Here is a 25,575-nt window from a genome sequence, read left to right as displayed (position 1 = left end):
GTTGTCGAGGTAGTCGAAATGGTCAGCAGACGTGGGCATGTGGTTCCTCCTCTGGGGCATGACGAAGGCCCCGACCAGGTAGTGCTGGACGGGGCCTTCGAGGGGTGTGGGGTCAGGCGGTGGGCTGAGGTTCGGCGTCGGGGAAGACCGTCGCCGCGACCTCATCCCAGGCTTGGGTGACGACGTACACGATCGCGTCGTCGCCCTCCGTGGAGTGCCCGCAGTCGGGGCACGCTGCCGCCGCGACGGCGGCGTTCACGGCGATGCGCGCCAGGAAGTGCGGCACCAGCGACGCCGGGTCGATGAGCGCCTGCGCGGCGAGCCGCCCCGCAGCACCACTGTCCTGGGACTTGCCGGGGGCGGTCTGGCGGATCGCGGCCGACGTCCTGGCCTGCATGGTGCGGTTGTCGATCGTGCGAGACGATCCGATCAGACTGGTCATCATTCCTCCTGGATAGACGCGGTCAGCTGGCCTTCGTGTAGGTGATCCGGATCTTCGCGCCGGATCCGTTGAACCGGGCGTACTGCTCGGCGAACGAGTTCGTCGGCTTCACGCCGATGCCGGCGATCGACCCGGACTTGAACCCGTTGAAGTACGACGAGTTCACGTTGATCCACTTCCCGGTGTTTCGCTTCCAGCCGGTGATGGTTCCGATGACGTTGAGGTTGTCCTTCATCACCCCGCCCCACCAGCAGACGTTCACGGTCGCGCCGGCGTAGTAGTTCGAGTGGTTCATGTACATGTAGACCTCGACCTTTTCGATGGTCGCGCCGGCCAGATCGCCCGTCATGGAGGGGAACGTCCAGCCGCCCTTGCGGAGCAAGCGCGACGGCCCGCCCGCGTAGAGACCCTGGACGACGTCCGGGTCGCTCCTGAGGTTCCCGTTGTTGTCGTAGGTGCGGAACCCGTTCGAGGAGTACGTATTCGTGTACCGCTTGATGACCGGTTCCGGGTCAGGGGTCGGTGTCGACCCGCCGCCGCCATTGCCCTCGTTCCACCGCTTCAGGATCCCGTCCTGCGCGGGCCCGAGGTCCTCCACCGTCATCGTGACGGGAAAGTTGTTCGCCGCATACAGGCGGACCGGGGTACCCGCGTTGTGGCAGGTGATCGAGTACATGACCCAGAACGTGCGGTTGTCCACGTACCCGCCCGTGGTCACGATGAACTCCATCGGCGGCGCCGTATAGAACGTCCCCGCCGGCAGATAGTGCCGCCCGGAGTTCGCCTGTGCGCTGCCTGCGACGGGCGCTTCGGGGAAGATCGGGGTGCCGTCCCACGAGTAGTGCAGTGCGTCGGTGACGTACGTGGTGGCGGTCCCGCTGTGCTGCAGGTACCGGTCCGAGATACGGATGCGGTAGGTGCGGTCCTTCTGCAGCGTAGTCTGCAGCTCCGCACGGCGGCGGGGCACATCGACCGTCGAGTCGTAGTCGCTGGACTGGCGGATCTGACCCCAGGCACGGACGCCACGGGGGAGGGCGGCGAGGATCGTCGACAGGTCGTCGCCGCCGACGGCGAGCTCGTCGAACGCTCCCGACGGTGCCTGGACACCGGCCGGTGAGATCGTTGTGTCACCGAGCGTGATGAGGTTGTCCCCGGAGGGGCCGATCCGCACCATCTCGTACTCGATGCCGTCAGCGTCGAGACCGATCATCACCATGCCGTTGGAGTCGATCTCCAGGCGCTGGCCCTCGTCGGCCGTGCGGAACAGGCCGGACGTGATGAGGTTCGCGGCGAGCTCACCGATCACGGCCTCGTCGATCACCGCGCCGTTCGTGCGGAGGTTCTGGATGTACGCGGTCTGGAACTCCGCGGTGGCCGAGGCGATCGACAGAGCCACGAGCTCGTTGATCGTGGCGCCCTCGGTCACGACCAGATTCTCCACGGACAGCTCGAGGATCTGAGCGACCCGCGCGACGAACTCATTCGTGACGATGAGGCGGTCGGCGGTGAGGTCGCCGGCGGTGCCGGTGCCGATCTGGATGATCGGGATCATCACCGGATCCATCGGCAGCTCTTCCCAGGCCTGCCCGGTCCAGCGCCACATCTGCTTCAGCAGCTGCGTCGCGGGGTCGTACTCGAGCCAGCCCGCCCCGGGTGCCTTCCCCTCCGCGTCCGCGGCGACCGGGGGACGGTTCGCGATCCTGGGCGCGTACTGCGCCATCGCGAACGCCTCGTTGGCCTTCTCCCGTGCTTCGAGCGCGTCCTGCGCTGCCTGGATCGCGGCGGGATCGGTGACGAGCTTCCAACACTCCCCATCGATCTGCACGTACTCGGGCGCCGGGGCATCAGGTTCCAGCGCGCGGCCCAGGATGGCCTGCCCCAGCTGGAGGGGAAGGATCGACGTGCTCGCCACGAGTCACCTCCCTCTCATCATCGAGCGTGCAGGATCAGGCGGTGGGGGACCAGCCGCCGGGATAGTTCGACGGGCGCGGCCCGTCGACGGTGGACATCGCGGTCCAGATCTGGCCGGCGTCTCGCGCCTGCTCGCCGGCGGCGTACTCCCGGTCCTCCCAGAAGTCGACCAGAGCGGTGTCGGCGTCGACCTCGACCCAGCCCGGGCCGGGCGGTTCCGCGGCCGCGCCGGGCACGATCGCCTCGTACGTGCCGCCGTTGTGCGTGACGCGCCAGCCTCGCGGGTACGCGCCGAGGAACCCCATCGGGGTCTCGAACGGCCCGCCGTTGATCCGGCCCGATGCCTGCAGGTACTCCAGGCACATCGTGTCGGTGCGCTGCTCGGCGTCGGTGATGACCGCGCGCCGGGAGCGTTCGGCCTCGATCTTCGCGCCCTGTGCGGCGAGCTCGGCGTCGGTCATGGTGGTCACGTCCTCTTCGGTCACGGCATCCATCGGGGCTTCTCCTTCGGGGTGGTCTTGGCGAGGTCGTGGGGGAAGGCCGCGACGGTGGTGAACTCGAAGCCGCCGCGCAGCTGCGCGGGCCTGGTGACGCCGATGCCGCCCTTGATCACCTGCCCCGTCCAGTAGAGGGTCCGGCCACAGTGCAGCGCGCACACGGACGGGTGGATGCTCGAGGCGTGGTCGTTGACCCAGTGGTACTGCTGGGGGATCGCGGCGGCCGCCCAGTCGGGCAGCTGGCCCAGGTTCGCCAGACCCGCCTTCTCGGTGTCGAGACGGAGGCCGGCGAGGTCGACGAGGATCGTCGAGTCGATGCGGCGGACGCGGAAGAACTGGATCGGGTCCATCGGGCCCTGCGGGGCGAGGCCCGCCGCTGCGGTCTGGATGACCTGCCAGTCGGTATCCATGGTCATCAGCTCACTCCCGGGTACGTCGAGGGCCAGGCCGAGTTCACGGCGTAGCAGTCGGCGACGAGGACGACATCGCTGGCCTGGTAGCCGATCACGGACAGTCGCGACGCGTAGTAGTTCAGCCGACGGATCTTCGGGGTCGTCTCCTCGGTCCACGCGAGCGCGGCCCCGTAGTCGTACGCCCCCTCGTGTGCCAGCGGCGGGGCGTTGAACCCCGCCGGCATGGACCAGGCCCCGGCTGCGGTCGCTCCCGCAGCGTTCAGCTTCCCTCGGAAGAACACGAGGGTGCCGACGCGGCGGACGAACAGCGTCCCCGTCCACCCGTTGGTGAGCTCGGCGGAGACATTGAGCCAGCCGGTGTCGGTCGGGGTGCTGCGCTTCAGCCAGGCCATCACGCGGCTCCCTTCGGCATCGGGTCGGCGGTGATGAATGTGAAGTGCAGGTAGTCCACGGAGAGCCCGGGTGCGTCCACGGCGAGCGCACCGCCGGTCAGGCACCGCGTGCGGTACCCGCGGAACGAGGTGCCGTACAGGTTCGCGGCAGGCCGGTACCCCAGTGGCAGGGCCAAGATCGAGACGGTCCCCGTGCCCACCTCAGTGCGGCTGATCGCCTGCACGTCGACCGTGACCACGTTGCCGGCGCGGCGCGCGGTCACGGTGCCGGGCTGCCATCCCGGCTCGATCACCGACGTGAGGTCCTGCGTGGCCGCTGCGGGCTTTCGGATCCATGCCATCACGCGACTCCCTTCGGGACGTAGGTGACGTTGAAGTGATCCAGGACGGTGCCGGGATCCATGACCTGCACGGCGCCGGCCGTGGTGATCCGTACGTTGTTCCCGCGGTAGCTCTTCGCTCCGTACAGCAGGAACGGCGGCCGCAGCTCTGCGGGGAGCGTCAGCGCGGTGACCGCTCCCGTGGCGGGGTCGGTCCGGGCGAGGTTCCATACCGAGAGGGTCACGGCCCCGCCCGCGGTGGTCGCCAGCTGGGCTGTCCCGCCGGACCAGGAGGAGTCGAGCTGGCCGGTGAGGTCTTGCACGGTCGCGGTGCGGGCGCGCTTCATCCAGCCCATCTCAGGTTCCCTTCGGCATCGGCGACGTCACCGGGTAGGTGACGGTGAAGTAGTCCAGCGCGGTCCCCGGCGAGGACACCTGCACGGTGCCGTTCGCCAGGATGCGCGCCTTCACGCCGCGCCAGGTCGTGAAGTACTGGTCCAGCGGGGGCCGGAAACCCGCCGGCAGCACGAGCACCGTGCGATACCCGGTGTGGGCCTCGGGCCGCATCAGGTCGATGACCGACACGGAGACGACGGACGCCTGCCGGAGCACCTGCACTCGGGTGCCCGCGGCCCAGCCCTGATCGGCGAGCACGGTGTCGTCGAGGCTGATCACGCCTGACGAGCCACGGCCGAGAAGATTCCATGCCATCAGAGCTGCACCTCGATCCCGGGGTAGGTCGACGGCCACACCTCGAGGCAGTCGAACGTCATGCGGGCCGTCATGGGCAGGCCCGCCGCCAGCTGATAGCCGACGACGTACCCCGATGCGGAGATGTTCAGGGTGCCGCCTGCGCTGTTGGCTGCCGCGTTCGGCTGCCACCAGGCGTCTCGCTCCACATGGAACGGACGGAATCCCGTGCCCAGCCGGAACAGCGTCGTGGTGCCGACCTTGTCGACGACCAGCTCGTCGAGGATCAGCGTGAGCTCGTCGTCACGGCGGCGGAGCAGCATCCGGCCGGAGACGTAGTTCGCGCCGGTCTCGATGCCCGCCGTGACGTCGAGGAAGCGGGTGTCGCGGGTCTTCTTGATCCAACCCATCAGAACCCCTTCCTGACTGCCTGCGGCCACGAGAGCGTGAAGTACATCGGCACGGTGTGCGCTGATCCCTGACGGAGCGTGAGCGCGCCGCCTGGAGTCGTGAGGGAGAAGTGAGCGAACAGGCCCGAGCCGGTCCGGCCGATCAGCCCGTAGAGCGGGGAGTACACCGGGCGTGCCTCCTCCGGGAGGACCGCGACCACACCGTTCCCAGACGGCACCGTGATCTCGCGGCCGTTGAGGAACACCCAGCCCGACGCGATCGACAGCTGCACGGACCCCGTCACGCCAGCAGCGAGCGGAATCTCTTGGTAGGTCTGAGGGGTCTTGCGGAGGCTCCAGGCCATCACGGCACCGCCTTCCCCATCGGATCGACCCAGCCACGCCAGGAGCCCTGGTAGTAGGTCCGCTTCGCGATCCCACCGGTCCAGGTGGTGAACACGGCGATCACGGCACCGTTCGCGGGGTTCCACGGCAGGATCTCCATGTGGCCGGCGATGCCCTCGAACGGGTACCCCTGAGCCTTCGTCGCACGAGACGCGAAGATCTGCGTGTACTCGTCGGGCGTGACCACCTCGTCGAGGTGCGTCGTGCCGAGATCGATCGGCGCGCGTCGCGGCCGCTTCAGCCAAGCCATCACGCACCTCCTGTCGGGGTCGGGTCGAGGGTGTCCCACGACGCGGATCCGTAGACCGGCGAGGACACGGCCACCGGGCTCGAGAACGCATCGCCCGAGCACCACCAGCGCGAGACTGCGGATGCGGTCGTGTGGAGCAGTCCGCGCTCGTTCACCGTGCCCTCGGCGCGGAAGCCCGACGGCACGATCGCGACCACCGTCGACGTCGCCGACGCACCGTTGAGCGCTTCGGCCTTCACGAACACTGTGGAGCCGACGCGCTTGATGAGCAGCCGCCCCGTCCACCCATTCGAGAGCGGGAGCTCCTGCCAGCTGGTGCGCTGCCGCCGCTTGATCTGCCAGGCCATCACGCCTCCATCCGGTAGTGGTCGCCCGTGGCGAGATCGATGTACCGCCACCCGACAGGTGCGGCACCCGCCGGGGCACCCTCGCCCGCCGAGACGTTCGCCAGCTTGATGTTGTCGACAGTCGCCGCCGTGGACGCACCGGCCGCGGTGGTGGCCGCGAGGTCCGTCTCGACACCGTCGACGCGGGTCGCCGTGCCCTCCGCGAGCTCGGACGTCGCCTGTAGGCCCTGCTCGATGCGGGTCAGGTCCTCAGCGGTGACGAGCTCACCGTCAGCCCACTGCCTGGATTCATACGCCATCAGGCACCTCCTCACACGGGACACGGACGTACAGGTGGTCCTGCGGAGTCACCCACTGCGTACCCATCGGGGCACCCTTCGGCGGGGCCGCGCCCCGCGTCGTGAACGGACGATCGACCACGTCATCGACCCGCATGTCCAGCGAGTCGAGCAGCTCGCGCGCCGCATCCAGCCGCTCCTGCTCCTGCTCGATGAGCTCCTCCGCCAGCCGGAGCTTCTCGGCGAGCGCTTCGGCCTGTGCGGTGGTGTCGTCGAGCTCGACCTGGAACCGCTTCACCGACTTCTGGGCAGGTTGGCCGTTCTCGTCGATCGTGTCCCAGACGACGTCGCCGTTCTCGCCGAGGTCCTTCACGCCGGCGGCGCCGGTCTTCGACGCCTCGGCCTGCTCGCGCAGCTGCCGGACGATGTCGGCCATCTTCCGGCCCGGTGGGGCGTTGAGGTCACGGCGCTGAACCATCAGGCTCCTCCTCGTATTCGATCGGGCCGTCGTCCTGGAATTCCAGGTCGACGAGGTTGGAGTCCCAGGAGCCCTTCGCGGCGATGATCCGCTTCGTGGTGGTGCCGGCGGGGACGGTCAGCCACTCGTCACCGAGGGTGAGGAGAGCGGCGTCGCCGACCCGCCACCGGCCGATCTCGCACCGCTGGTCGGAGCCGTCGATCTTCACCGAGATCTGGGTGATCGACGAGCGGCCGTCGTCGAGCTGCGCCTGCGCGTGGGAGAGCAGCAGGTCGGGGTTGTCGGAGTCGGAGGTGGAGCCGACCGATTCGAGCAGCGGCATGTGGTCCGCGAGCCGGGGCTCGTCCTGGACCATGCGGATCAGCGTCCCTGCGCCTTCGCCGGCGCCCGTCCAGTACACCCGGTTGGTGACCTCGCTGGCATCGGTCGACACGGACGTCGAGGCGACCGGCGACGTGGACGACGTGGTGTCGAGGTCCATCGTCCACGCTTGCTCGATCGCGGGCTGCGCACGGGTGCCGTGGACCATCACCCACTCGAGCATCCCGCCGTCGGTCCACGCCGGCCGGAACGCGATGTCCGGTCCGCCGCGGACCCCGGTCAGCTCGGTGAGCCGCTTCCACGTGACGTTGTTCGCGAGGTTGTACCCGTAGTAGGTGCGCTGGTTCAGCTTCGACCCGGTCTCGCGGGGAGACCCGTACCGGATCGGGAGGTACCCGCCCAGCTTCCGGGTGGTGGACAGCTCGACGATGTCCTGCGCGATCGACCCGAGCGACATACCGGTCCGGGTGACGTTCGCATGGGCCAGCTGCCACATGTCGCCCTGGTAGTCGCCCGGCATGCCGTAGTCGCGGGAGAGAGTGACCCTCGCGGAGAGGATCGCGCCGATGCCCTTACAGGTCAGCGTCGCGGTCGACGGCGTCTCCGACGGCGGGCCCATGATCGGGCCAGCCACCCAAGCGTCCAGGGTGCCGTCCTCGTGCCGCCACGACACCGCGATCGAGGTGCGGTGGTGGCCCCACCACTCCGGCTCGAGGCCCCGCAGCTGTGCCTTGTCGACGGTGACCGTGAAGTCCTCGAGGCCGTTGAGGGGGATCGACCACGTCCCGGACGCGGCGAGCTTCAGCTGCGCGCCGCGCTCCCCGGTCATGGTGCGGACGAGGTGAGCTACCCACGTCACCGGAGGATCCCCGCATCCCAGAGGTTCATCTGCGTCACGTAGGACGAGTCCGAGGAGTACGTCCACGTCCCGCCGGAGTAGGCGCGAGATCGGACGGTCACGGTCCAATCGCCCTCGGATGCGACGAACGACCACGTGGTGCCCCACGAGTTCCAGTCCTTCGTGTGGGAGCACAGCATGCGCCGTGTCGAGCCGGGGCCCGAGGAGTGGACGAACTGGACGGACAGCTCGGACACACCCGGCTCGGACGCCACGGTCGACTTCAGCGTGGTGGTCATGTCGAGGCGGAGCAGCCGATCGGACGGCAGGAAGAACCGCGACACGTTGCGGACCGTCTCGTTGCCGCCCACGTTCCCGACCGAGGAGTTGTTCCACTGGGCGAGGCGTCCGAGGGTCCCGCCCGTCGCGATCGCGAAGTTCCGGTCGATGGACTGCTGCGCCGCCGTGGTCGCCGTGATTCCCGCGGGGACCGTGAAGCGAGCGATCGCGACACCGCTGGGAATCGCAGTGCCCTGCACGACCCGAACAGCACCGTCACCGTCGACGTACACGGTGTCGATCCGGGAGCCGGTCGACGGGGCCGCCACCGTGTTGACGGTCGTGGCATCGACCGGGACCAGCATCCCCAGCCGCGACGCGTACGACGTCCACATGAAGCACGCACCGGAGTTGACCTTGTACGCCATCCCCGAGGTGCCCTCGACGGTGAGACCACCGTTGGGCAGCACCCCGGAGGACATGTACTGCGAGCCGATGATGCGCTGCATGTCGGTGGACGTGGTGCCGGTTCCGTCGGCGAGGGGGGCCTTCGGCCAGGGGTAGCCCATCAGGGGGCCTCCTTCACATGTAGGTGTCGCGGTGCTGGACGGTCGCCCAGCCGGTGCCGCCCTGCAGGAACTCGAAGTGGGGCGTCTCGATGGACTGCGGGGGGATGCTCGCCCAGCCCCGTTCTCCGAGGAGATGGGATTGGTCGAAGCCGCCGACGGTGACTGCGCCGGCCATGTCGACGGTGACGGGGATGTCGGGGAAGGTGGGCCACGGATAGGTGACCCGCTTGTCGCCGAGGGCGACTGCGAACCCGCTGGGCGCGTTCGCGGTCACCGTGAAGCGAGGCCAGGAGTGAGCTGTGCCGTCGTTCCACACCCACTCGTCGGTCGAGATCGCAGTCCCGAACGTGGCGACTGGACCCTTGCCGAGGTCCCGCGAGAACGGCGGAAACTCGAAACCGACTCCCGCCCCGATCGGCCGCAGTGTCGACTCGCGCCACGGCGCGTACTTCCGAGGATCCGGGGCGAGCAGGGGTATCGAGAAGTCGAACGTGAAGGGATTGACCCGAGCGAACAGCACCTCGCCGTTGCGCTGCACACCCATCGACAGCGGGGGCATGCTGTACGACTGCACGGTCAGGGTTCCGAGCTCCCCGTCGGCGAGCGCTGCGGACAGCAGGACCTTCTCCCACTCCGCGGCTTCGACGTTGTCGAGGTGGATGCGGACGCGCAGCTCGAGCGAGCGGCCGCCGGGGTGCCGCTTCTGGAAGAACAGCCCTTCGCTCTCGCGTTCCTCCAGGCTTCCTTTCTGGGAAGTTCCTCCGTTCCATCCGGTGGGGCTGTCGCCGGAGAGCCAGTACTCGCGAGACACATCGGTCTCGCGAGTACTGGCCGCGATGAGCAGCGATCCGTCCGGGCCGTCGAGGGTGACGTGCCTTGAATCCATCGGTGCTCCTCTCAGGCCATGGCCATGTCGAGACGGCGGAGGACCTCGTCCGCGAGGCGGTCCACCTCGTCGTCGGACAGCTGAGCCTTCTCGAACGTGAGGTTGTTGCCCCCACGGTTGCCGCCGCCGGACTCGAGCATCTGGATGATGCTCTGGCCCTGCTTGCCGGTGAACACCGGCTCCGGGACCCCGGACTTGTTGTGCACGAGGGACAGGCCCGGCTTCAGCCAGCCGCCGTCGTCGTACACCAGCGGCGAGACGATCCCGCCGTCGGCGTATCCGCCCTTGCGATCCCAGCCCTTCTGCAGGTCGCCGTAGGTGGCCCTGGTGTACCGGATCGAGGCCAGCATGTTCGACAGCGGATCCCAGATATTGGTGTCATACCCGGGGCGGGCGTACGCCCGGAACGTCGGGTCGATGACCTGCATCAGTCCCTTGGACGGGGTGCCCTTCGCCGCGTTGCTGTCCCAGGTGTTCTTCGCCTGGGGGTTGAAGCTCGATTCCTGACCCATTCGGTTCAGCATCGAGTTCAGGCGCAGCGGCCCCGCCTCGCCCTCCATCGCGAGCGCTGTGCCGGCGAGGCCTGCCCAGCGGGCGCGGCCGCCGACTCCGGTAGCCACATCCGATGCGAAGTCGCCGACGGCGGCCAGCTTGTCGGTCACCCACGTCATGGCGCCGCTGATCAGCTTGTTCGGCATCTCGTAGGCGAGATCACCGAACTTGCTGTCACCGACACCCGCACGCACGGTGTCCTTGATGGTGGACCAGAGGTCGGCGAACGGATTCCATCCGCCGCCGCCACCGGATCCCGCCTCACCACCAGCACCCAGGTACGGCGCCGGGTTCACGTAGCTCCCGTCCTTCTTGAGCGAGAAGTGAAGGTGAGGTCCACTGGACCGACCAGTGGAACCGACGTAACCGACGGTCGACCCGGGGCCGACCTGAGCCCCGGTCTGCGCTGCGAACCGCGACAGGTGGTGGTAGCCCGCCACGAGCCCATTGCCCAGCGACAGCTCGAGCTTGTTGCCCGCAGCCGAGTTGCTGGTGCGATTGGCTGTGCCGGCACCCACAGCGACCAGCGCCGTCCCCGAGGGGATGGGCCAGTCGATGCCCTTGTGCTTTCCTCCGCGAGCTCCGAAGCCATCGCCGCGCGGGTACGAACCCGTGAACGGCATGCCGAGCTTCACCAACCCGCCGCCGGCGTAGCCGGTGCCGAGGAAGTCCGCGAAGCTGGTGCCGCGCTTGGCGGCCTCGTTCGCACCGAGGAAGGCCTGCTGAGACCTCCGGTCCCGGAGACCCTCGGAGACGAGCACGCCTTCGCCCGATCGCATCGGGGTGAGCACGTCGTCGCCCTGGTGCCTCGGCGTGTAGCCGGGGAGGATGCCACCGCCCGCGTACCCCTTCAGAGCTGCAGGCATGGACACCGGATCGACCGGGTCGATATCGAACCAGCCCGCGACGGTATTGAACGGGTCGATGATCGACTTGTTGATCACGTCTTCGATCACGAACTTCACCGGCTTGGCGGCAGCTGACTTCAGCTTGTCCCAGGCCGTGCCGATCGCATCGACACCCTTGGAAAATCCGGGCGCGACGCTGTCGGTGATGAAGTTCTTCAGGGGGATGAACACCTTGTCCCGGACGAAGACCCAGCCCGCCTGCAGGACGTCCTGCACGTTCTTCCACACCGGCTTCACGATTTTCTCGTACAGCCAGGAGAAGACCGGGCCGACCACATTTCGGACGGTCCAGTCGATGATCGCGAAGATGACCTGGATGACCTTCCAGGCTGTATCGATCGCCCAGGAGATGCCGTTAAATGCCGGACTCACGACGTTCTTCCACAGCCACACCACGGTCGGCGCGAGGACGTTGAGCAGGAACCACTTGAAGGCGTCCAGGGCCGGGAAGATGACGCTGTTCCATGCCCAGCCGATGAACGATCCGATGGCCGAAAACGCCGGAGAGACGACGTTCTGCCAGAGCCACACGATGGTCGGCGCCAGGGTCTCCGTCATGAAGAGGAAGAAGGCACCCAACGCGGGCTTGATCGCGTTGTTCCAGGCCCAGACCACGAACGCGCCGATGGCAGCGAACACGGGCTGGACGTAATCGGTCCAGAGCCGCTGGATGATCGGGAACATCGTGTCGCGGACGTAGCCGACGAACTGCTGGATCGCAGGGATCACGACGCCCATGACGATCTGCGACCAGTAGTCTCCCAGCGCCTGCACGTACTGGATCACGACCGGGATCACGGCGCCGGCCACGGCCGACAGGATGCTCCAGCCGGTCTGCAGCGCGGGCCACAGGGTGGTCGTGAACCAGTCGCCGACCGCGCTTGCTGCGGCCTGCAGCCACTGGAACCCGGTGATGAGAAGCGGCAGTGCCGTGGTGGTGAACCACTCGGACACAGCTGCGATCGCGATCTGGATCCCGGACCACACGGTCTGCAGGACCTGTCCGCCGAGCTCCGTCTCGGTGAAGAACCACGTGAGAGCACCCACGGCCGCGCCGACCGCGAACGGGATCCACCCGATCGCGCCCAGTGCGGTGCCGATGACGCCGCCGAGGGCGACGATCGCGCCGACCACGGCGCTGCCGCCGAGGTACAGCAGGAACCCGCCCACGCCCGAGAGGATGGGGATCAGGTTGTCCCGCAGCCAGCCGCCGACGCTGATCGCCGTATCGCGCAGCGTGAGAAGCATGCCGACGGCGGGGGAGTCCTCCTCCCAGCCGAAGACGTCGCGCAGCGCGCTGGTGAAGTCGCCGCCGACGAGGAGGTCCCAGAGGCCCTTCACGCCCTCGCGGACGTCGAACAGGAAGTCGACGATCGGGGCGTCTTCCTCCCAGCCGAACACCTCGGTCAGCGCACCGGTGAAGTCGCCACCGACGAGGAGGTCGTAGATACCCTTCGCGCCCTTGGTGAACGCCTCGATGGCAGGGGTCGCCTTCGACGCGATGCCGTCGACGAACCCGGTCACGCCGCGCAGCGCGGGGGCGATCAGGGGGTAGAAGCTCTCCAGTGCTCCAGCACCGAGGCGGGAGACTGCGGCCTTGAGGTTCGCGAAGGAGCCGCGGACGGTCTCGCCTGACTTCAGTGCGGCGCCACCGAGGTTCTCCTCCATCGCCTTCGCGAAGACGTCGAAGCCAACCTCGCCATCGGAGCCGAGCTTCTGGGCCTCTGCGGCAGTGACGCCCATGACGTCGCCGATCATCTGCCAGATCGGGATGCCCGATTCGAGCAGCTGCATCGCGTCGTCGCCCTGGAGCTTGCCCTTCGATGCCACCGAGGACCAGATGAGGCCCATGTCGCCGAGGTCGCGCTTCGCGATCGTCGCGGAGTCCGCCACGAGGGACAGCGTCTTCGTGAGGTCCTCGCCGGGCTTGATCCCGGCTGCGGTCATCGTGGCCGCGACGGAGGCCGCGTCACCCATGCCGAAGGCGGTGCCCTTGACCGAGGCGAGCGCAGACTCCATCACGCCGTCGACTTCGGCGCCCGACATCTTCAGACCCTCGAGCGATGCCCGAGCGTCCTCGATGTCAGCGAGCCGGGTGAAGCCCCCATACAGGGCCCCGCCGGCGAGCGCCGCGCCGCCGGCTGCGACGCCGGCTGCTCCCCACTTGATGCCGGAGCCGATACCGGAAAGCAGTGCGTCGCCGCGGGAGCGGATCCGGCCGGCTTCCTTCTCGATCTCCTTGCCGATGCCCTTCATGCCGCGGACGATCTTGTTCTTCAGACCGCCGGTGCCGTCCATGCCCTCCCAGAGGCGCTTCCACGCCGGGGTGGCCTTCTCGGCTTCCTTGGCAGCGACTCCGGTCTCGCGTGCGAGGTCTTCCTGCGCGCGGGCGTGGTCTGCCGCTGCGTCGCGTGCCTCCTGGTGTGCGACCTTCGATTCGGTGATCGCGGCGCGCAGCGCGGTGTCTTCGTCTTCGACCTTCCCGGTGGCCTGGCCCAGCTTGGTGCGGGCCGTCTCGAGCTTGGCGGAGGACGCAGTGACCTCGGCGTCGGCCTTTGCGGCGTCCGCGCGCTTCGCGGCGAGGTCCTGCTCAGCCTTGGCGAGCTCGTCGGCAGACAGCTCACCCTTGGTGCGCTTGTCGGTGATGTCGCGCTCGGCGCGCTCGACCTCGCTGGACTTGCCGGCGGCGGTGGTGCGGCGCTTCTCCAGGTCGGCCTCGGCGCGCTCAACCTGCGCGGCCGAGGAGCGGGCCTTGTCGCGGGCGTCGATGATACGGGTCTGGGACTTCCCGACCTCGGAGGCGGCCTTCTTCGCGGAGCTGGCCTGCTCGTCGGCGGTCTTGCGTGCGGCACGCTCGACGTCCTCGAGCTGCTTCACGACGGGGGAAGTGTTGACCTTCTTCGCCTCGGCGTTCATGCCGTCGACGAGTGCGCGGCCGCCCTCGGTGCCGGCCTTCTTCGAGGCTTCCTTCACGTCCTTCATGAGGGGGGCGGCGAAGCCCTTCATCTGCGGGAGAACATCCACCCAAGCGGCATCTGAGCGCGCCATCGCCGCCCCCTCTCTATGAAGTTGTGCTCGGGGGTCAGGACCCCCAGAGGCGCTCCATGTTGGAGCGGATTTCTTGCTGTTCGACCTCGTCGAGAACGTCGCCGTCCTCGTACCCGCCATCCACGCCCGGGGCGGGGAGGAAGTCGGGTGTTACGGGGTTGGCACCCTTCTCACGGAAGAGGTTCGCCAGGGCCGCATTCAGGGCGCGCAGCTGCGAGGAGATGTCCCACTGCAGGAGCGTCTCGTCGGTCCACGCGTGCCCAGCGGCGGCTCGGTATGCCGGTGCGTTCAGGGGCAGCCACTCGACCATCAGTCTCAGCTGGCGGAGAGTGAGCTGTCCCCGGAAGTACTCGCGCAGAGGATCCCTGGGTGCATAGGTCTGCAGCAGGGACGCCTCGACCGCTTCGGGGTGCTCCCCGAGGAGGCTCAGCGCCGAGTAAGACGCACCTTCTGGGCTTTTTCCTGCGCCTCCCGGGAGACCATCCCGAACAGCATCCCGAGGTCATCGAGGCTGTTGCCGGCGGCCACGAAGTCCTCGTACTGGTCACCCAGGAGGACCTCGCTGATCTCGTACTTCGTCGACGCGCCGTCCATTGCTTCCTGCTGGTCATCGTCCATGAACAGCGGATGCGGGAACGTGTAGGTCTTTCCGTCCGTCCCCTCGAACTCGACGACTCCGCCTTCGGAGCCGACGGCCTCTTCGTACGCGGGGCGGACCTCGGCGAGCTTGTACACCTTGCGGGTGTTCTTCTTCGACATGCTGGGATTCCTCCTGGAGCTGGTGTGCTGGTTGGAGAGTCGGCGCGCGCCGCACCAGCGAACGACGCGCGCCGACGATCAGGGGCGGCTCAGCCGCCGACGGGGGGCTCGACGGGCAGGTAGAACGGACCGTTCTGCGCGCGGCGGTAGGTCATGTTCGTGGCCGGGTCCTTGTAGAGCCCGAACGTGAACTGGAACCCTTCAGCGTCCGCACGCGAGAGGGTGCGCTCACCGAGGTTGGTGACCTTGGCGCGGTACGCCTGCTCGACGCGGTACTTCGTCTGCGAGCCGGTCCCGTCCTGGGTCAGCAACAGCAGACGGTAGAACGGCGGGTCGGAGACCTCACCGAACGTGTAGTCCCAGGCGGCGGACTTGGAGGCCGCCCACTCTGCGACGGGCAGGCCGTGGTAGAGGCCGTTCACCCAGGCGTTCGCCTCACCGAAGGTGACGGCGAGGGTGCGGGCGATCGACTCGATGTCCGAGCGGACCGGCTCGACGTCCTGGTCCATGTTGGTGTCGGTCGAGGAGACGTCGTTGCCCTGGGTCGCACCATCGGTGGTGATGTAGCCCATCTGCCGGAAGTAGGCCGGCAGCGGCGAGGGCTCACCCTCGGCCGTGAAGAGCTCCTCGACAGGAGGCTCGTCGTAGTCGGCGAGCGCCAGGATCTTGTTGCCATGCTTGAGGACGAGCCGGTTGTCGGTCTCGATGTTGTCGGTCACGAATGCCATGACGGGGGTTTCCTTCCATCAGAAACAGCCCGCCACGGAGTCGTGACGGGCCGGAGCGCACGGGGCGCGCGGGGGGATTACAGGGCGGGCTGGGGGCGGACGGTGATGTCGAACGAGCCGACGGACCGTTCGAGGTCGATGTCGTCCGCGGGGACGTCAGCGAACTCGGCCGTGCACTGCACGTCGTCGACCTGGTGTCGGGTGTCGGACTCCGACGGCAGGGTGAACAGGTACACCTCGAGCATCTGCACCAGCGATCCGAGGTCGTCGGGATCGGTGTGCATCGCCTCGATGTCGAAGGTGTACGTCTTCGAGTAGCCGTCCGAGGGTGGGCCCGGGAGGCGGTCCACCCAGATGCACGGGGCGGCACTCATCCACCCATCCTCGGGACGACGGGAGTACACCGGCAGACCGGTGCGGTCGGTCAGGTACGCGATCAGCAAGCGCGTGGTGTTCGGCCACACGCCGATCACCTGGCTCATCGTCTGCTCACCGCCCTGGACGCGCGCAGCATCAGCCGGTACTTGTTGAACCGGCTGGTGCCCATCTCGTACTTCGCGGCCCCCGGAGCGACGACCCTGGCGTACGGGCGGCGGAAGCCCTGCGCCTTCGTGCCGGGACGAGTGCCCTCGACGACACGAATGTCAGCCGACAGCTCCCGCAGCCCTTCACGGGCCGCCATCGCCTTCGCCCGGGCCGCGACCTGGTTCGCTCGGGCCCGCAGCCGCCGGCGGACAGCCGGTGAGTGCGAGGCCTGCTGCACGATGTCTCGGACGTCCATGCCTCACCCCCGATCCAGCTGTAGAAAGAACTCGGTGTGCGGGAACGCCCCGTAGAACGACCGCGGGTGGCCGTCCACCTTGTACTCGTCGCCGCGCCAGAGGACTCGATCGTGTGCACGCACAAGATCAGTCGACGGGCCAGAGACCCGGTACCGGGAGGTGATGACCTTCTCGTTGCCGACCGACTCCTCCGAGCCGACAGGTACCACCGAGAAGCCCGACAGGACATGGTCGACGGGAGTCTCCGTCGCTCGCCCGTTCGCATCCGGCTTCCCGGACGTGATCTGGCGGACGGTGATCTCCTCGCCATGGATCTGCTCGTCGAACCACATCATCGGCGCCCCTCCGGCCAGCGGGGGAACAGATCGTCGTACGGGCCTGCCGGAGGGAATGACCCCTGCGGTGTGGCCTGTCGAGCATCCGGGACACCGTCGAGGATCTCGAGCATCCACTGGGCGTAGACCCACGGAGCTCGAGGATCCGACGACTGGTCCAGCGTGATCGCCCGCGACTCCGACCCAGACGTCACCTGCCACGACTTCGCGCCCGGCGCCGGCGGGCCGCCGAGCACTGGAAGCACCAGCCAGGTGATGACGTCCGCGATGTCCGCCTTCATGACCGACCCGGCAGCAACCCGAGCACGCAGCCCTGGCCAGCGCCGGTCGATGTCGCGCGAGACCGACGCGATCAGGGCGGTCGCCCGCTGCTTCTCAGCAGCGGTCAGGGGGCGCCACGGTGCCGAGACATCGTCGGGACTCACCCAGGATTCCTCGTCAGCCATGACGCCCCCTCTCGATCACTTCTGCGCCGGAGCGCCACCGTTGCCGGCGGCCTTGTCGGCCTTGCCCTGATCGGCCGCAGCCTTCGCGGCCGCTGCCTTCTCAGCGGCGGCCTTCTCGGCAGCGGCCTTCTCGGCCGCCGCCACGTCGGCCGCGGAATCAGCCTCGGGGACTGCGACCTCGACCTCGGCGACGAGGCCGGTGTTCTTCAGCCGCGTGATGTCCTTGCGCTCGACGCTGGACGGAAGCACGGCCCCCTTGTAGAGGTAGCGCTCCTGTCCACCGACGTTCACGACGACGCACGCCGCGATGACCTTGAGCTGCTTCGCCATGTTCAGACTCCCGTTCCGGTGATGCGGATTCCCGCGTTCGGCTCCAGCACCACCGGGACGGTGATGCGGCGCGCCTGGATGACGTACTTGTCGGCGCTGTTCTCGCGGTCCGAGCGGACCTCGAGACCGTCGTAGCCGACGTATCCGGGCGACTGGATCTTCTCGTCGGCCATGCCGCCGAGCTGGTCGCGATCGACCAGGATCGGGTCCGAGAAGGGGACGTGGTTCGACGTCACCCAGGTCAGACCGAGGTACGAGGGGATGACCCCCGAGAGCGCGAAGTTCTGCGACTCGCGCGGCACCAGATCGGACTTGATGAGCGCGGCCGCGACCTTCGCGAACTGGGTCGGCTTCAGCACGACGGTGGAGTAGTCGAAGTTCTCCTCGACGTGGGTCTCCTCCGCCTTCGCCTTCACCGCGAGCACGGTGTCGACGATCGCGCCCGCATCAGCCCACGCGGCCGAAGCCGCCTCGGACTGCGTGACCTTCGAGGCGATGACGCCGAGCGCCACGCCGTCGATGTAGCGGATCATCGAGTTCGCGAGCTTGCGCAGGCCGCTGTCGACGGGGTTGATCAGCAGACGGCTGATCGCCTCGTCGGTGACCTCGGTCCCGCGACCGAACTTCGTGGTGCGCGCGGTGGCGAGCTCACCCGAGGTCATGACCGAGCGCGGGTACTCCCCGCCGGGGGCGATGGCCTCCGGGTCGTCGGCCGAGAAGATCGTCTCGCCCGTCTCGTACAGGATCGCGCCGCCCTCGGCGGTGAAGCGCCCTGCGAGCAGGTAATCGGAGATGAACTTGTGGTCCAGGATGGTGCCCAGGCGCTTCCGCAGAAGCGACGGGGTCTTCATCAGGTGGTGGATCTCGGTGGTGGTCAGGTCAGACCCGACCCTCACCGGCGCACCGGGGTAGGTGAACGACATGAGCGGACCTCCTTTCAGGCCAGGTGGAAGCGGACCTGGGCGGTCTCGCCATCTGCGGCAGCCGCGAGCGCGACGCCGATCGTGCCGGTCTCCGCAGTGGAGACCTTGCCGTCGGCGGCGGCCGCGACACGGTCACCCGCGGCGATCGCACCCGAAGCGGTCGGGAGCTGCACACCGCCGGAGTACACAGTCACGAGCTCTCCCGCGGCAGTGTTGAAACCGGCGACACCGGCGACCTTTCCGGAGCCGATTGCCGCGTGCGCGACGCTGCGATCTCCGGTGATCTCGACCAGGCGGCCACCGATCAGGTCGTCCGACGCCGTGAACGTGACAGCGGTGCCGGGGTTGAACAGGGGCAGGTAGTCAGCCATCTCAGGCCTCCTTCTCGGTGGTCGGCCAGTACTTGGCGTACACGGCGTCCTCGTCGTTGGACTCGTCGACGCCGCCCGTGAAGCCCGCAGGGGCGAGGGGGATGGTGCCGGCGGTCAGGGAGGCGAGCACCTCGGTGGCGCCCTCCTCGTCGGCGTTCAGCTGCGCGACCCAGTGGTCGCGCCGGGCCGGAGCGATCCGGCCATCGGTGATCGCGGCGTCGACGATGCCGGCGCGGCGGTCGGAGATCTGCTGGGCGCGCGCGTCGGCGCCGGCCCGGGCGTCAGCACGCAGCTGCTCGACCTGGTCGGAGTCCATGAGCACCGTGCCCTCGGGCGGGGAGAACTTCGGGGCGGGCTCGGCACGCTCGGCGAGCGCCTCGTCGACGGCGGCGAGGATGGTGTCCTCGGTCGCCTCGGCGTCGGTGATGCCGAGCCTGTCGATCAGCCCCTTCTTGATGGTGTCCGACATGAGGTCGGCTCCTTCCTTCTGGGTGTGGGTGGGTTCCACCGGCTCGGCCGGAGGTCTGTGGTCGCCGGCGGCGAGCGCCGCGGCGAAGCTCTCGGGGATGACCTGCATGAGGCCGCCCCGTTGGTAGTCGGTCTGGCGGTTCAGCCAACCGCCCTTGTCGTACGGCGGTGAGTTGCCGAGGTTCGGTGCGGGGGCGTCGGCGCGGCCGGCGTGGGCGAAGATCGAGAGGTCCAGGCTGTTCTTCGCCTCGGACTTGTCACGGTCGCCGTCGACGCGGTCGGCGAGGCCCGCGGTCACGGCCTCGTCTGCCGTGTACCAGGTTTCGGCGAGCATGGCCTCGCGCCAGGTGGAGGCGTCGCCGCCCGCCTTCTCGGCGTAGATCGAGGCGATGTTGTCGCTGATCCGGGCGAGGTCGTCGGACATCTTCTGCATGTCTTCGGCGGGTCCCCAGCAGAGGCCGGAGGCGTCGTGGATCATCAGCTCGCTGTTGCGGCCCATCACGAGCTCGTCGGCGCCCATAGCGATGAACGACGCTGCGGACGCTGCGATCCCGTCGACGTGCGCGACCACGCGGGCCTCGGTGCGCCGGATGACGTTCAGGATCGCCAGGGCGTCGAAGACGTCGCCGCCGGGGGAGTTGATGAACAGATCGATCTGGTCGACGTCCAGCGCGTTCCAGTCGCGCGCGAAGTCCTTCGCGGTGACACCGAACCAGCCGGAGATCGCGTCGTAGAGGTAGACCTGCGCGGTGCGGGTCTCCTCGTCGGCTGCCATGCGGAACCAGCGGTCCGTCTGCGGCAGCGGGGGAGTGCGGCGGGTGTCGGTCATGTTCCCTCCTCGGGGTCGGCCAGAGTGACGGGCAGACGGCCCGTGTGCTTGATGTCCGGCAGTCCCGCTGCGCGCGCGGCGTCGACAGCGTCGAAGCCGGTGCGGGCGAGGAGGCCGGTGATGTCCGACTGCGTTCTCATCGCGTCGAGGTCGCCGCCAGTACCGTCGCCCGAGCTGTACTCGCGGGCCGTGTCGGCGTCAGCCGGCGGCAGGGAGTACATGGTGCGGAGGTGCTGCTCGAGCTGGTCGTCGGCGGTGAGCGCCTTGCACTCGATCAGTGCGCGGATGCCCTCCGCTGTCGCCGGATGCCGCGACCCGATCTCGTCGAAGACGATCTTCGGGGCGGGCTCGTGCTCGCCCCAGTTCAGATCCACGAGATCCTCGACGATGTGCTGTGTGGCCGTGGACGCGATGTCCTGAGCGACGGTCTGCAGCGACAGGGTGAAGAAGTCCGCGAAGGTCTCGCCGAGCGCGTAGGAGCCCGTCGAGTTGTCGCCTCCGAGGTTCAAGAAGTTCGCGAGTACTGCGCGGGCGATCTGCTCGTCGTAGTACCGGATCGGCTTGTCCGCGTCGGGCAGCGAGCCGGTAACGCCGGACAGCGTGAGCTTGGAGCCGTGGGGGATGGACGCGCCGGCGTTGTTGCCCGACCGGACGGCCTTCGCGATCGCGAGACCGGCCTGCACGTCCTTCTTCGCCCACTCCTCGCGCTCGGCGAGGGTGCCCATCATCGGAGGCTCGGCGCCCTCGTACACGGGGATCCCCATGCCGTTGCGGTCGACGGTCTGTGCCTGGACGCGGAGCAGCCGGTCCTTGAGCACCCAGAACTTGTAGGCCGGGCGCAGGAGCGAGCCGCCGAGCCAGTTGCCGCCCTCTCGGTCGTTGACGTAGACCACGAGGCGATCGACGTCCATGCGGGACCGAGAAGTGCTCGCGCCGCGAGCCTGCTGCTCGAGCGCGATCAGCCCACCGTCGGCCGCCACGTCCACCTTGGAGATCGTGCGGGGCGGGCGCCAGCCCAGCTTCCGCAGGCGCGCCTGGCCCTTCTCGTCGATCCGGTAGACCTGCTCGAACGGCGAGTGGCCGAACACGAGCATGAGCAGCGCGAGACGCAGATGGTCGGACCACGAGAAGCGGTCCCTGGTGCGCACCACGGCGCGCTCAGGCTGTCCCTGGACCTGCAGGCCGAGGTCGTCGGCAATGAGCTCCACGACCTCGGGGCGGGCGCCGTTGGGGTCGAGCCGCCAGCCAGTGCGACGGATCGGCAGGGTCACGGCGCGGAGCACCGAGATCACCTGGGCGTCCTGGCGTCGCATCCGGTCGTACACCTCGAGGTTGAGCGGCCAGATCAGCTCCGGCGTCTCCTCGAGGTCGTCGACTGCCGACCACCACGAGCCCGTCGCAGCCTGGTAGCCGTGCTCTGTCTGCGGTATCGCCACGCTCCACCTCCTTTCAGAACCCGATGGTGTTCAGGTCACTCGTCGTCCAGCTGTCGTGCATGTCGTCATTCGGGGCGTCTTCGAGGGCAGCCGGCGGCGGAGCCGCGGGCGTTTCCGCGACGCGCTTCTTCATCAGCCAGAGCGCGGCGAGCCATGCGATCAGCGATGCAACGTCCGACGGCGAGCGCTTGCGATCGATGACCCATCCGTCGCCGAGGTCCTTCCGAACGGCGGTCGCGGCCGCAGCGTCGAGCGGGGGCTGCTTGTTGTGGCGGACCTTGCCGTCGCGGATGTCCTCGAACGCTTGTCCGTGGGCGGCGATCAGGTCTCCACCCGACCAGGGCTCCACGGGGATCCCGAAGGTCGGGTCCTCGTCGAAGTCCTTCAGGAGGTCAGAGATCGGTGCGCCGCGGCCCTGTCCGGTGACCGCCTGGAATCGGTCGCGCCACTCGTGCTCGAGCAGCCATCCCTTCACCCAGTCGTCACCGTGGCGGACTGCCCGCACCTCGACCTGTGGGAGGCCGTCCTCGCGGTGCCCGGCGAACGTGATCCAGGTCTGCGAGCGGTCGGCCGACTTGTCGAGCCCGACCCAGATCGGGCCCACGATGCGGTCTGCCTCGGCGACCCTCTGGGTCCCGTCCGGCAGCGTCTCGGGGACGTTCGTGGTGTCCTCCCACGAACCCGGCGGGAAGATCCCGTCGATCGTGCCGTCGGGCCACTGGCACAGGACCTCCGTGCGGAACACCCACTCGGGATCGGTGCGGCAGTCGGACGCGAGCTTGCGCTCACGGATCCGGTAGCCGAGCAACGGGTTCGCCTGTGCCCAGCCCGACCGCTCGCGCCGGTCGATGCCGGGGGTCGCGGAGTACTCGGCGAGGAACAGCGTCTCCTCGTCCTGCTCCCAGTCCTCCGGGTCGTCGTCCTCGAACAGCTCGTCGTCCTCTTCGAGGGACGCTTCGATGTCGAGGATGGTCGGTCCCGAGGCGGGAGTGACCTTGTTCAGACCGTCGGGGTCTCCGACGGCCGCGTGGGCCATCTTCCGCAGGTAGGCCAGGACGACCGACAGGGCGTCTCCGGCGTTGGACAGTCCGAGAACGAGCGCGAAGTCCTGGGCCTGGGTCGTCTTCGTGATCGCACCCCAGGCGCCCCAGTTCTTCTGCTCGCGCAGCTCGTCGAGCATGATCAGGTTGCCGGAGAGGCCACGGCCGGCGGCCCGGTTCGCGGCCTTCACCTTGTACCGGGAGCCGTTGTTCAGGATCAGCGCCTTCTTGCCGTTGGTCTGGATGACCCGCTCGACGAAGTCGGACAGGTCGTCCTCGTCGTCGGTCTCCTCCAGGAGGAGGTTGACTGCGTCTTCCCAGATCTCCTCGGCAGTCTCGAGGTCCTGTGCAGTGCCCAGGACCAGCGGCCACTCCATCTCGAGCATGAACCACAGGGCGAGGACCTTCGAGATCGTCGACTTGCCGTTCTGCCTGCCAACCAGGAGCACTGCGGTCTGGAACCGCAGCGACCCGTCCTCGTTCCGCTCGAGCAGACGAATCACGAAGGACCGCTGCCAGGGGTACAGGTGGACGCGCAGCACGTCGGTCGCGAACTCGATCACGCGGAAGCCCCACGACGACTCCGGCGTCAGGAGCCGCCTCGGCGGTGTGACGACGCGGGGCTCGGTCGAGCCGTACCGCTTGCCGTCCGCCGGCGGACCGCCGACGGCAGCCCGATACTCGGCGCCCACGTTGACCTCGTGCAGTGGGAGATCGACCTCGGCGAGCGCCGGGGCGCTCACGCTGTGCCCTTTATGACCCGCATCGACGAGGCGCGGGAGCTCTTCTTGTTGGTCTTCGTCGGCTGCTCGACGCTCGGCGGGGTCGCGGGCGTGATCTGCAGTGCGGCGCAGCCCTTGAGGTAGCTCGGGATCGTGCCGTACGCCGCGGACTGCAGCGAGTGCAGGCCGGACCGCTGTGCCTCATCGATCAGCCATGCCAGCGTCTTCACGGCCTCGACAGCACCGGCGAACTCGTCGCGCCCCTCGAGGTGCTTCGCCGCCTTCACTGCCTTCGCGGTCGCGTCGTACATCGTGCCGCGGCGCCGCTTCGGCGCGCTGTTCGGCGGGGAGAACTCGGCGCCCCACACGTTCAGCTGCTTCGTCATGTCGCGCAGCGTGTCCACGGACGGGTTCCGGATCGTGCGGCCAGTCGCGTCCTCGATGCGGACCCCGTTCTCGCGGACGTCCTTCGCCGCGACACGGAATGCGCTCAGCTGCTCGCAGTACACCTCGAAGCGAGTCGCGTCGACCTTCCGTCCCGCAGGCATGCGATCCAGGACCTCGTCCCAGATCTCGCGCACATCGTCAGACAGGTGCTCGGGGGCCTCCATTCAGCACCTCCCGTCGAACGCTCCGAACTCTGGCGCTGAACGCCGACATCGGGCCGCGGTATCGGATTCGCCTCGCCACCCCAGTGGCGGGCATGTGCGGGTATAGGGTGAGGGCGTCCCGGATACCGCCCTCGAGCTCATCGAGGCTGTCCATCGACCCCCGCCGGTACTGCGCCGGCCGGGACAGATCCAGAGCACGACGAACAGTGTTCCGAGAGATCCCGAGATCACGCGCAATCGCGCGGATCCCTACACCGCCTGCATGAAGCGACCGAATCGGTTGGCGAGCATGCACGACGGTCTCCTTCTCGTGGGTCCATTTTGATGCAGATGTATGCCTGACCAGGCATACCCCCTCACCATGCCCCGGGGAGGGAGGGAGGTCGCGGCAGGCCCCCTCCCGGGGCGGGGGGCCCGGATTTTCGAGGCCCCCCGCTGCATACAGATGCAGGAAGTTTGCAAAAGCGAACAGGATCGGAAACGATCCTCAGCTCATCAGACCGAGATCGTCAGGCTCGTTCAGCAGCTCCCACGACGAGAACCGCGGAGCGTGATCGTCGTGATCGAATGCCGACCACCACCGCTTGATGCCTGCGAGGGTGCGGACCATGTCATCCCTGCCCCTGGCTCGAACCCGGGCCGCCGCGACTTCGGGAGGCTCGAGCACTAAAAACACGTGCGTCGCACGAACCAGATCAGCCCAGCGACGCCGAGCCGACGACGTCGCGCCCGCTCGGATCACCACCGCCTCGACGTGGTGCCGCTGCCCGAGCTCCTCGAGCGCAGCCTGGAACTGTGACTCCGTCGTCCACGCCGCGTCGTCCCGGTCGAACACCTCGAAGCCCGACGCCCTCGCCGCCGTCGTCTTCCCCGCACCAGGCGGACCGCAGAGCAGCACCACTCGACGCACGCGCCACCTCCGATCGATGGCCGGCCCGGCAGCGGTAGGGGCACCGCCAGGCCGACCATCACGGGGGAGCGCGACCCGGGCGCGGTCACAGCCGCAGCGGGCCGGGGCGCTCGACCCACCCCGGAGCGGTAGCAGTACCCCGGGGTGCTCATCACGACATGACGCCGAGATCGGTGGGGTCCCCTGCCCCCAACCGCGTGTTGCAGTCCAGGTGGGAGGGTGCCCAGTTCGATGGCTCCCACCGCAGGTGGGGGAAGTCCCTCTGCGACTTCACGTGCTGCAGCGAGCACGAGTAAGGGTCAGGCCACCGCAGCCGGTAGTTGATCGGCTGCCCGCAGATGCAGCACGGAAGACCCAGCGCCTCGCCCTTGCGTCGCACGAGCTCGGTCGCCTGAGTCGTCCGCCTGCCACTCCATGGAGGATTCAGTCGCCCATCAGTCACATCGCCGCCACCCCCTCGGTCGGGCTCGCAGTGCGAGAGCAGGTGCCGGCGGCTCGGGTCCGAGCGCGTGACCAGGTGGGATGTGAGGCTGGCCCGGCCGCCGGCAGGCATGCGAACGGCCCGCCGCAGATGTGCGAACGGGCCGTTGGGTGCAGTACTCCAAGATCAAGATCATCATGAGATAAGGGTGAGATAACGTCAAGCACCCTCAGCTCGGCGCGGCGTGTCGA

At 68.3% G+C, this 25,575-nt stretch carries 33 protein-coding genes and 1 pseudogene; all 34 read right to left on the bottom strand.

The window, feature by feature from the left end; translation table 11 throughout:
• Positions 1 to 112: 112 nt before the first annotated feature.
• The 34 genes and pseudogenes from INT49_RS14055 to INT49_RS13895 all read right to left on the bottom strand — a co-directional run bounded on the left by INT49_RS14055 (position 113) and on the right by INT49_RS13895 (position 24,828).
• The gene (locus tag INT49_RS14055) at positions 113 to 442 is read right to left on the bottom strand and encodes a hypothetical protein (protein WP_193118375.1); all 330 of its coding nucleotides are present in this window, start codon (positions 440 to 442) and stop codon (positions 113 to 115) included.
• Positions 443 to 464: 22 nt separating this feature from the next.
• A complete protein-coding gene (locus tag INT49_RS14050; protein WP_193118374.1) occupies positions 465 to 2,354 on the bottom strand; it encodes a hypothetical protein in 1,890 nt (629 codons plus the stop codon).
• Positions 2,355 to 2,388: 34 nt separating this feature from the next.
• Positions 2,389 to 2,847 (bottom strand): hypothetical protein, encoded by a 459-nt coding sequence (locus INT49_RS14045; RefSeq protein WP_193118373.1) that lies wholly within the window; start codon positions 2,845 to 2,847, stop codon positions 2,389 to 2,391.
• Positions 2,835 to 3,266, bottom strand: a complete 432-nt coding sequence (locus INT49_RS14040; RefSeq protein ID WP_193118372.1) for a hypothetical protein — start codon at positions 3,264 to 3,266, stop codon at positions 2,835 to 2,837. Before INT49_RS14040 ends, INT49_RS14045 begins: the two co-directional genes overlap by 13 nt.
• The gene (locus INT49_RS14035) at positions 3,266 to 3,655 is read right to left on the bottom strand and encodes a hypothetical protein (RefSeq protein WP_193118371.1); all 390 of its coding nucleotides are present in this window, start codon (positions 3,653 to 3,655) and stop codon (positions 3,266 to 3,268) included. The genes INT49_RS14040 and INT49_RS14035 overlap by 1 nt, the downstream gene beginning before the upstream one ends.
• Positions 3,655 to 3,996 (bottom strand): hypothetical protein, encoded by a 342-nt coding sequence (locus INT49_RS14030; protein WP_193118370.1) that lies wholly within the window; start codon positions 3,994 to 3,996, stop codon positions 3,655 to 3,657. Before INT49_RS14030 ends, INT49_RS14035 begins: the two co-directional genes overlap by 1 nt.
• Positions 3,996 to 4,331: a hypothetical protein gene (locus tag INT49_RS14025; RefSeq protein WP_193118369.1), complete on the bottom strand. Its 336-nt coding sequence runs from the start codon at positions 4,329 to 4,331 to the stop codon at positions 3,996 to 3,998. Before INT49_RS14025 ends, INT49_RS14030 begins: the two co-directional genes overlap by 1 nt.
• A 1-nt stretch (position 4,332) precedes the next feature.
• Positions 4,333 to 4,686, bottom strand: a complete 354-nt coding sequence (locus INT49_RS14020) for a hypothetical protein (protein WP_193118368.1) — start codon at positions 4,684 to 4,686, stop codon at positions 4,333 to 4,335.
• Complete coding sequence (locus INT49_RS14015; protein WP_193118367.1) at positions 4,686 to 5,075, bottom strand: hypothetical protein; 390 nt, start codon at positions 5,073 to 5,075, stop codon at positions 4,686 to 4,688. The genes INT49_RS14020 and INT49_RS14015 overlap by 1 nt, the downstream gene beginning before the upstream one ends.
• The gene (locus INT49_RS14010) at positions 5,075 to 5,419 is read right to left on the bottom strand and encodes a hypothetical protein (RefSeq protein ID WP_193118366.1); all 345 of its coding nucleotides are present in this window, start codon (positions 5,417 to 5,419) and stop codon (positions 5,075 to 5,077) included. The genes INT49_RS14015 and INT49_RS14010 overlap by 1 nt, the downstream gene beginning before the upstream one ends.
• Positions 5,419 to 5,709: a pyocin knob domain-containing protein gene (locus tag INT49_RS14005; RefSeq protein ID WP_193118365.1), complete on the bottom strand. Its 291-nt coding sequence runs from the start codon at positions 5,707 to 5,709 to the stop codon at positions 5,419 to 5,421. The genes INT49_RS14010 and INT49_RS14005 overlap by 1 nt, the downstream gene beginning before the upstream one ends.
• On the bottom strand, positions 5,709 to 6,056 hold the full coding sequence (locus INT49_RS14000) for a hypothetical protein (protein ID WP_193118364.1): 348 nt from the start codon (positions 6,054 to 6,056) through the stop codon (positions 5,709 to 5,711). Before INT49_RS14000 ends, INT49_RS14005 begins: the two co-directional genes overlap by 1 nt.
• On the bottom strand, positions 6,056 to 6,355 hold the full coding sequence (locus tag INT49_RS13995) for a hypothetical protein (protein ID WP_193118363.1): 300 nt from the start codon (positions 6,353 to 6,355) through the stop codon (positions 6,056 to 6,058). The genes INT49_RS14000 and INT49_RS13995 overlap by 1 nt, the downstream gene beginning before the upstream one ends.
• The gene (locus INT49_RS13990) at positions 6,345 to 6,812 is read right to left on the bottom strand and encodes a hypothetical protein (protein WP_193118362.1); all 468 of its coding nucleotides are present in this window, start codon (positions 6,810 to 6,812) and stop codon (positions 6,345 to 6,347) included. Before INT49_RS13990 ends, INT49_RS13995 begins: the two co-directional genes overlap by 11 nt.
• Entirely contained in the window at positions 6,796 to 7,992 is a 1,197-nt protein-coding gene (locus tag INT49_RS13985; protein ID WP_193118361.1) for a hypothetical protein, read from the bottom strand. Before INT49_RS13985 ends, INT49_RS13990 begins: the two co-directional genes overlap by 17 nt.
• Positions 7,989 to 8,819, bottom strand: coding sequence for a hypothetical protein (locus tag INT49_RS13980; RefSeq protein WP_193118360.1), 831 nt, complete (start codon positions 8,817 to 8,819; stop codon positions 7,989 to 7,991). The genes INT49_RS13985 and INT49_RS13980 overlap by 4 nt, the downstream gene beginning before the upstream one ends.
• Positions 8,820 to 8,832: 13 nt before the next feature.
• Complete coding sequence (locus INT49_RS13975) at positions 8,833 to 9,705, bottom strand: phage tail family protein (RefSeq protein ID WP_193118359.1); 873 nt, start codon at positions 9,703 to 9,705, stop codon at positions 8,833 to 8,835.
• Between the two features lie 11 nt (positions 9,706 to 9,716).
• Complete coding sequence (locus INT49_RS13970) at positions 9,717 to 14,213, bottom strand: peptidoglycan DD-metalloendopeptidase family protein (RefSeq protein ID WP_193118358.1); 4,497 nt, start codon at positions 14,211 to 14,213, stop codon at positions 9,717 to 9,719.
• Positions 14,214 to 14,247: 34 nt separating this feature from the next.
• Positions 14,248 to 14,523, bottom strand: coding sequence for a hypothetical protein (locus INT49_RS13965; protein ID WP_193118357.1), 276 nt, complete (start codon positions 14,521 to 14,523; stop codon positions 14,248 to 14,250).
• Between the two features lie 116 nt (positions 14,524 to 14,639).
• On the bottom strand, positions 14,640 to 14,972 hold the full coding sequence (locus INT49_RS13960; protein WP_193118356.1) for a hypothetical protein: 333 nt from the start codon (positions 14,970 to 14,972) through the stop codon (positions 14,640 to 14,642).
• Between the two features lie 89 nt (positions 14,973 to 15,061).
• Positions 15,062 to 15,700, bottom strand: coding sequence for a hypothetical protein (locus tag INT49_RS13955; protein WP_193118355.1), 639 nt, complete (start codon positions 15,698 to 15,700; stop codon positions 15,062 to 15,064).
• A 77-nt stretch (positions 15,701 to 15,777) separates the two neighbouring features.
• On the bottom strand, positions 15,778 to 16,182 hold the full coding sequence (locus INT49_RS13950; RefSeq protein ID WP_193118354.1) for a hypothetical protein: 405 nt from the start codon (positions 16,180 to 16,182) through the stop codon (positions 15,778 to 15,780).
• Positions 16,179 to 16,481: a hypothetical protein gene (locus tag INT49_RS13945; protein ID WP_193118353.1), complete on the bottom strand. Its 303-nt coding sequence runs from the start codon at positions 16,479 to 16,481 to the stop codon at positions 16,179 to 16,181. The genes INT49_RS13950 and INT49_RS13945 overlap by 4 nt, the downstream gene beginning before the upstream one ends.
• 3 nt (positions 16,482 to 16,484) lie before the next feature.
• Positions 16,485 to 16,817: a hypothetical protein gene (locus INT49_RS13940; protein WP_193118352.1), complete on the bottom strand. Its 333-nt coding sequence runs from the start codon at positions 16,815 to 16,817 to the stop codon at positions 16,485 to 16,487.
• Entirely contained in the window at positions 16,814 to 17,263 is a 450-nt protein-coding gene (locus INT49_RS13935; RefSeq protein WP_193118351.1) for a hypothetical protein, read from the bottom strand. Before INT49_RS13935 ends, INT49_RS13940 begins: the two co-directional genes overlap by 4 nt.
• Positions 17,264 to 17,278: 15 nt before the next feature.
• On the bottom strand, positions 17,279 to 17,593 hold the full coding sequence (locus INT49_RS13930; protein WP_193118350.1) for a hypothetical protein: 315 nt from the start codon (positions 17,591 to 17,593) through the stop codon (positions 17,279 to 17,281).
• Positions 17,594 to 17,595: 2 nt separating this feature from the next.
• Complete coding sequence (locus INT49_RS13925; protein ID WP_193118349.1) at positions 17,596 to 18,516, bottom strand: phage major capsid protein; 921 nt, start codon at positions 18,514 to 18,516, stop codon at positions 17,596 to 17,598.
• 14 nt (positions 18,517 to 18,530) lie between these two features.
• Positions 18,531 to 18,887, bottom strand: a complete 357-nt coding sequence (locus INT49_RS13920; RefSeq protein ID WP_193118348.1) for a capsid cement protein — start codon at positions 18,885 to 18,887, stop codon at positions 18,531 to 18,533.
• A gap of 1 nt (position 18,888) precedes the next feature.
• A complete protein-coding gene (locus INT49_RS13915; protein WP_193118347.1) occupies positions 18,889 to 20,184 on the bottom strand; it encodes a head maturation protease, ClpP-related in 1,296 nt (431 codons plus the stop codon).
• Positions 20,181 to 21,620, bottom strand: coding sequence for a phage portal protein family protein (locus tag INT49_RS21580; RefSeq protein ID WP_193118346.1), 1,440 nt, complete (start codon positions 21,618 to 21,620; stop codon positions 20,181 to 20,183). Before INT49_RS21580 ends, INT49_RS13915 begins: the two co-directional genes overlap by 4 nt.
• Positions 21,621 to 21,633: 13 nt before the next feature.
• Positions 21,634 to 23,403, bottom strand: coding sequence for a hypothetical protein (locus INT49_RS13905; protein WP_193118345.1), 1,770 nt, complete (start codon positions 23,401 to 23,403; stop codon positions 21,634 to 21,636).
• On the bottom strand, positions 23,400 to 23,993 hold the full coding sequence (locus INT49_RS13900) for a P27 family phage terminase small subunit (RefSeq protein WP_193118344.1): 594 nt from the start codon (positions 23,991 to 23,993) through the stop codon (positions 23,400 to 23,402). The genes INT49_RS13905 and INT49_RS13900 overlap by 4 nt, the downstream gene beginning before the upstream one ends.
• A 190-nt stretch (positions 23,994 to 24,183) precedes the next feature.
• Positions 24,184 to 24,270: pseudogene (locus INT49_RS21700) on the bottom strand (helix-turn-helix domain-containing protein); the annotation flags it as partial.
• Positions 24,271 to 24,480: 210 nt separating this feature from the next.
• Positions 24,481 to 24,828, bottom strand: coding sequence for a hypothetical protein (locus tag INT49_RS13895; RefSeq protein WP_193118343.1), 348 nt, complete (start codon positions 24,826 to 24,828; stop codon positions 24,481 to 24,483).
• Positions 24,829 to 25,575 lie beyond the last annotated feature (747 nt).

Origin of the sequence: Brachybacterium tyrofermentans (assembly GCF_014897585.1) — a bacterium.
GTDB lineage: Bacteria > Actinomycetota > Actinomycetes > Actinomycetales > Dermabacteraceae > Brachybacterium > Brachybacterium tyrofermentans.
Note: the sequence above shows the minus strand (reverse complement) of the source record. Positions and strands in the feature narration are given on the sequence as shown.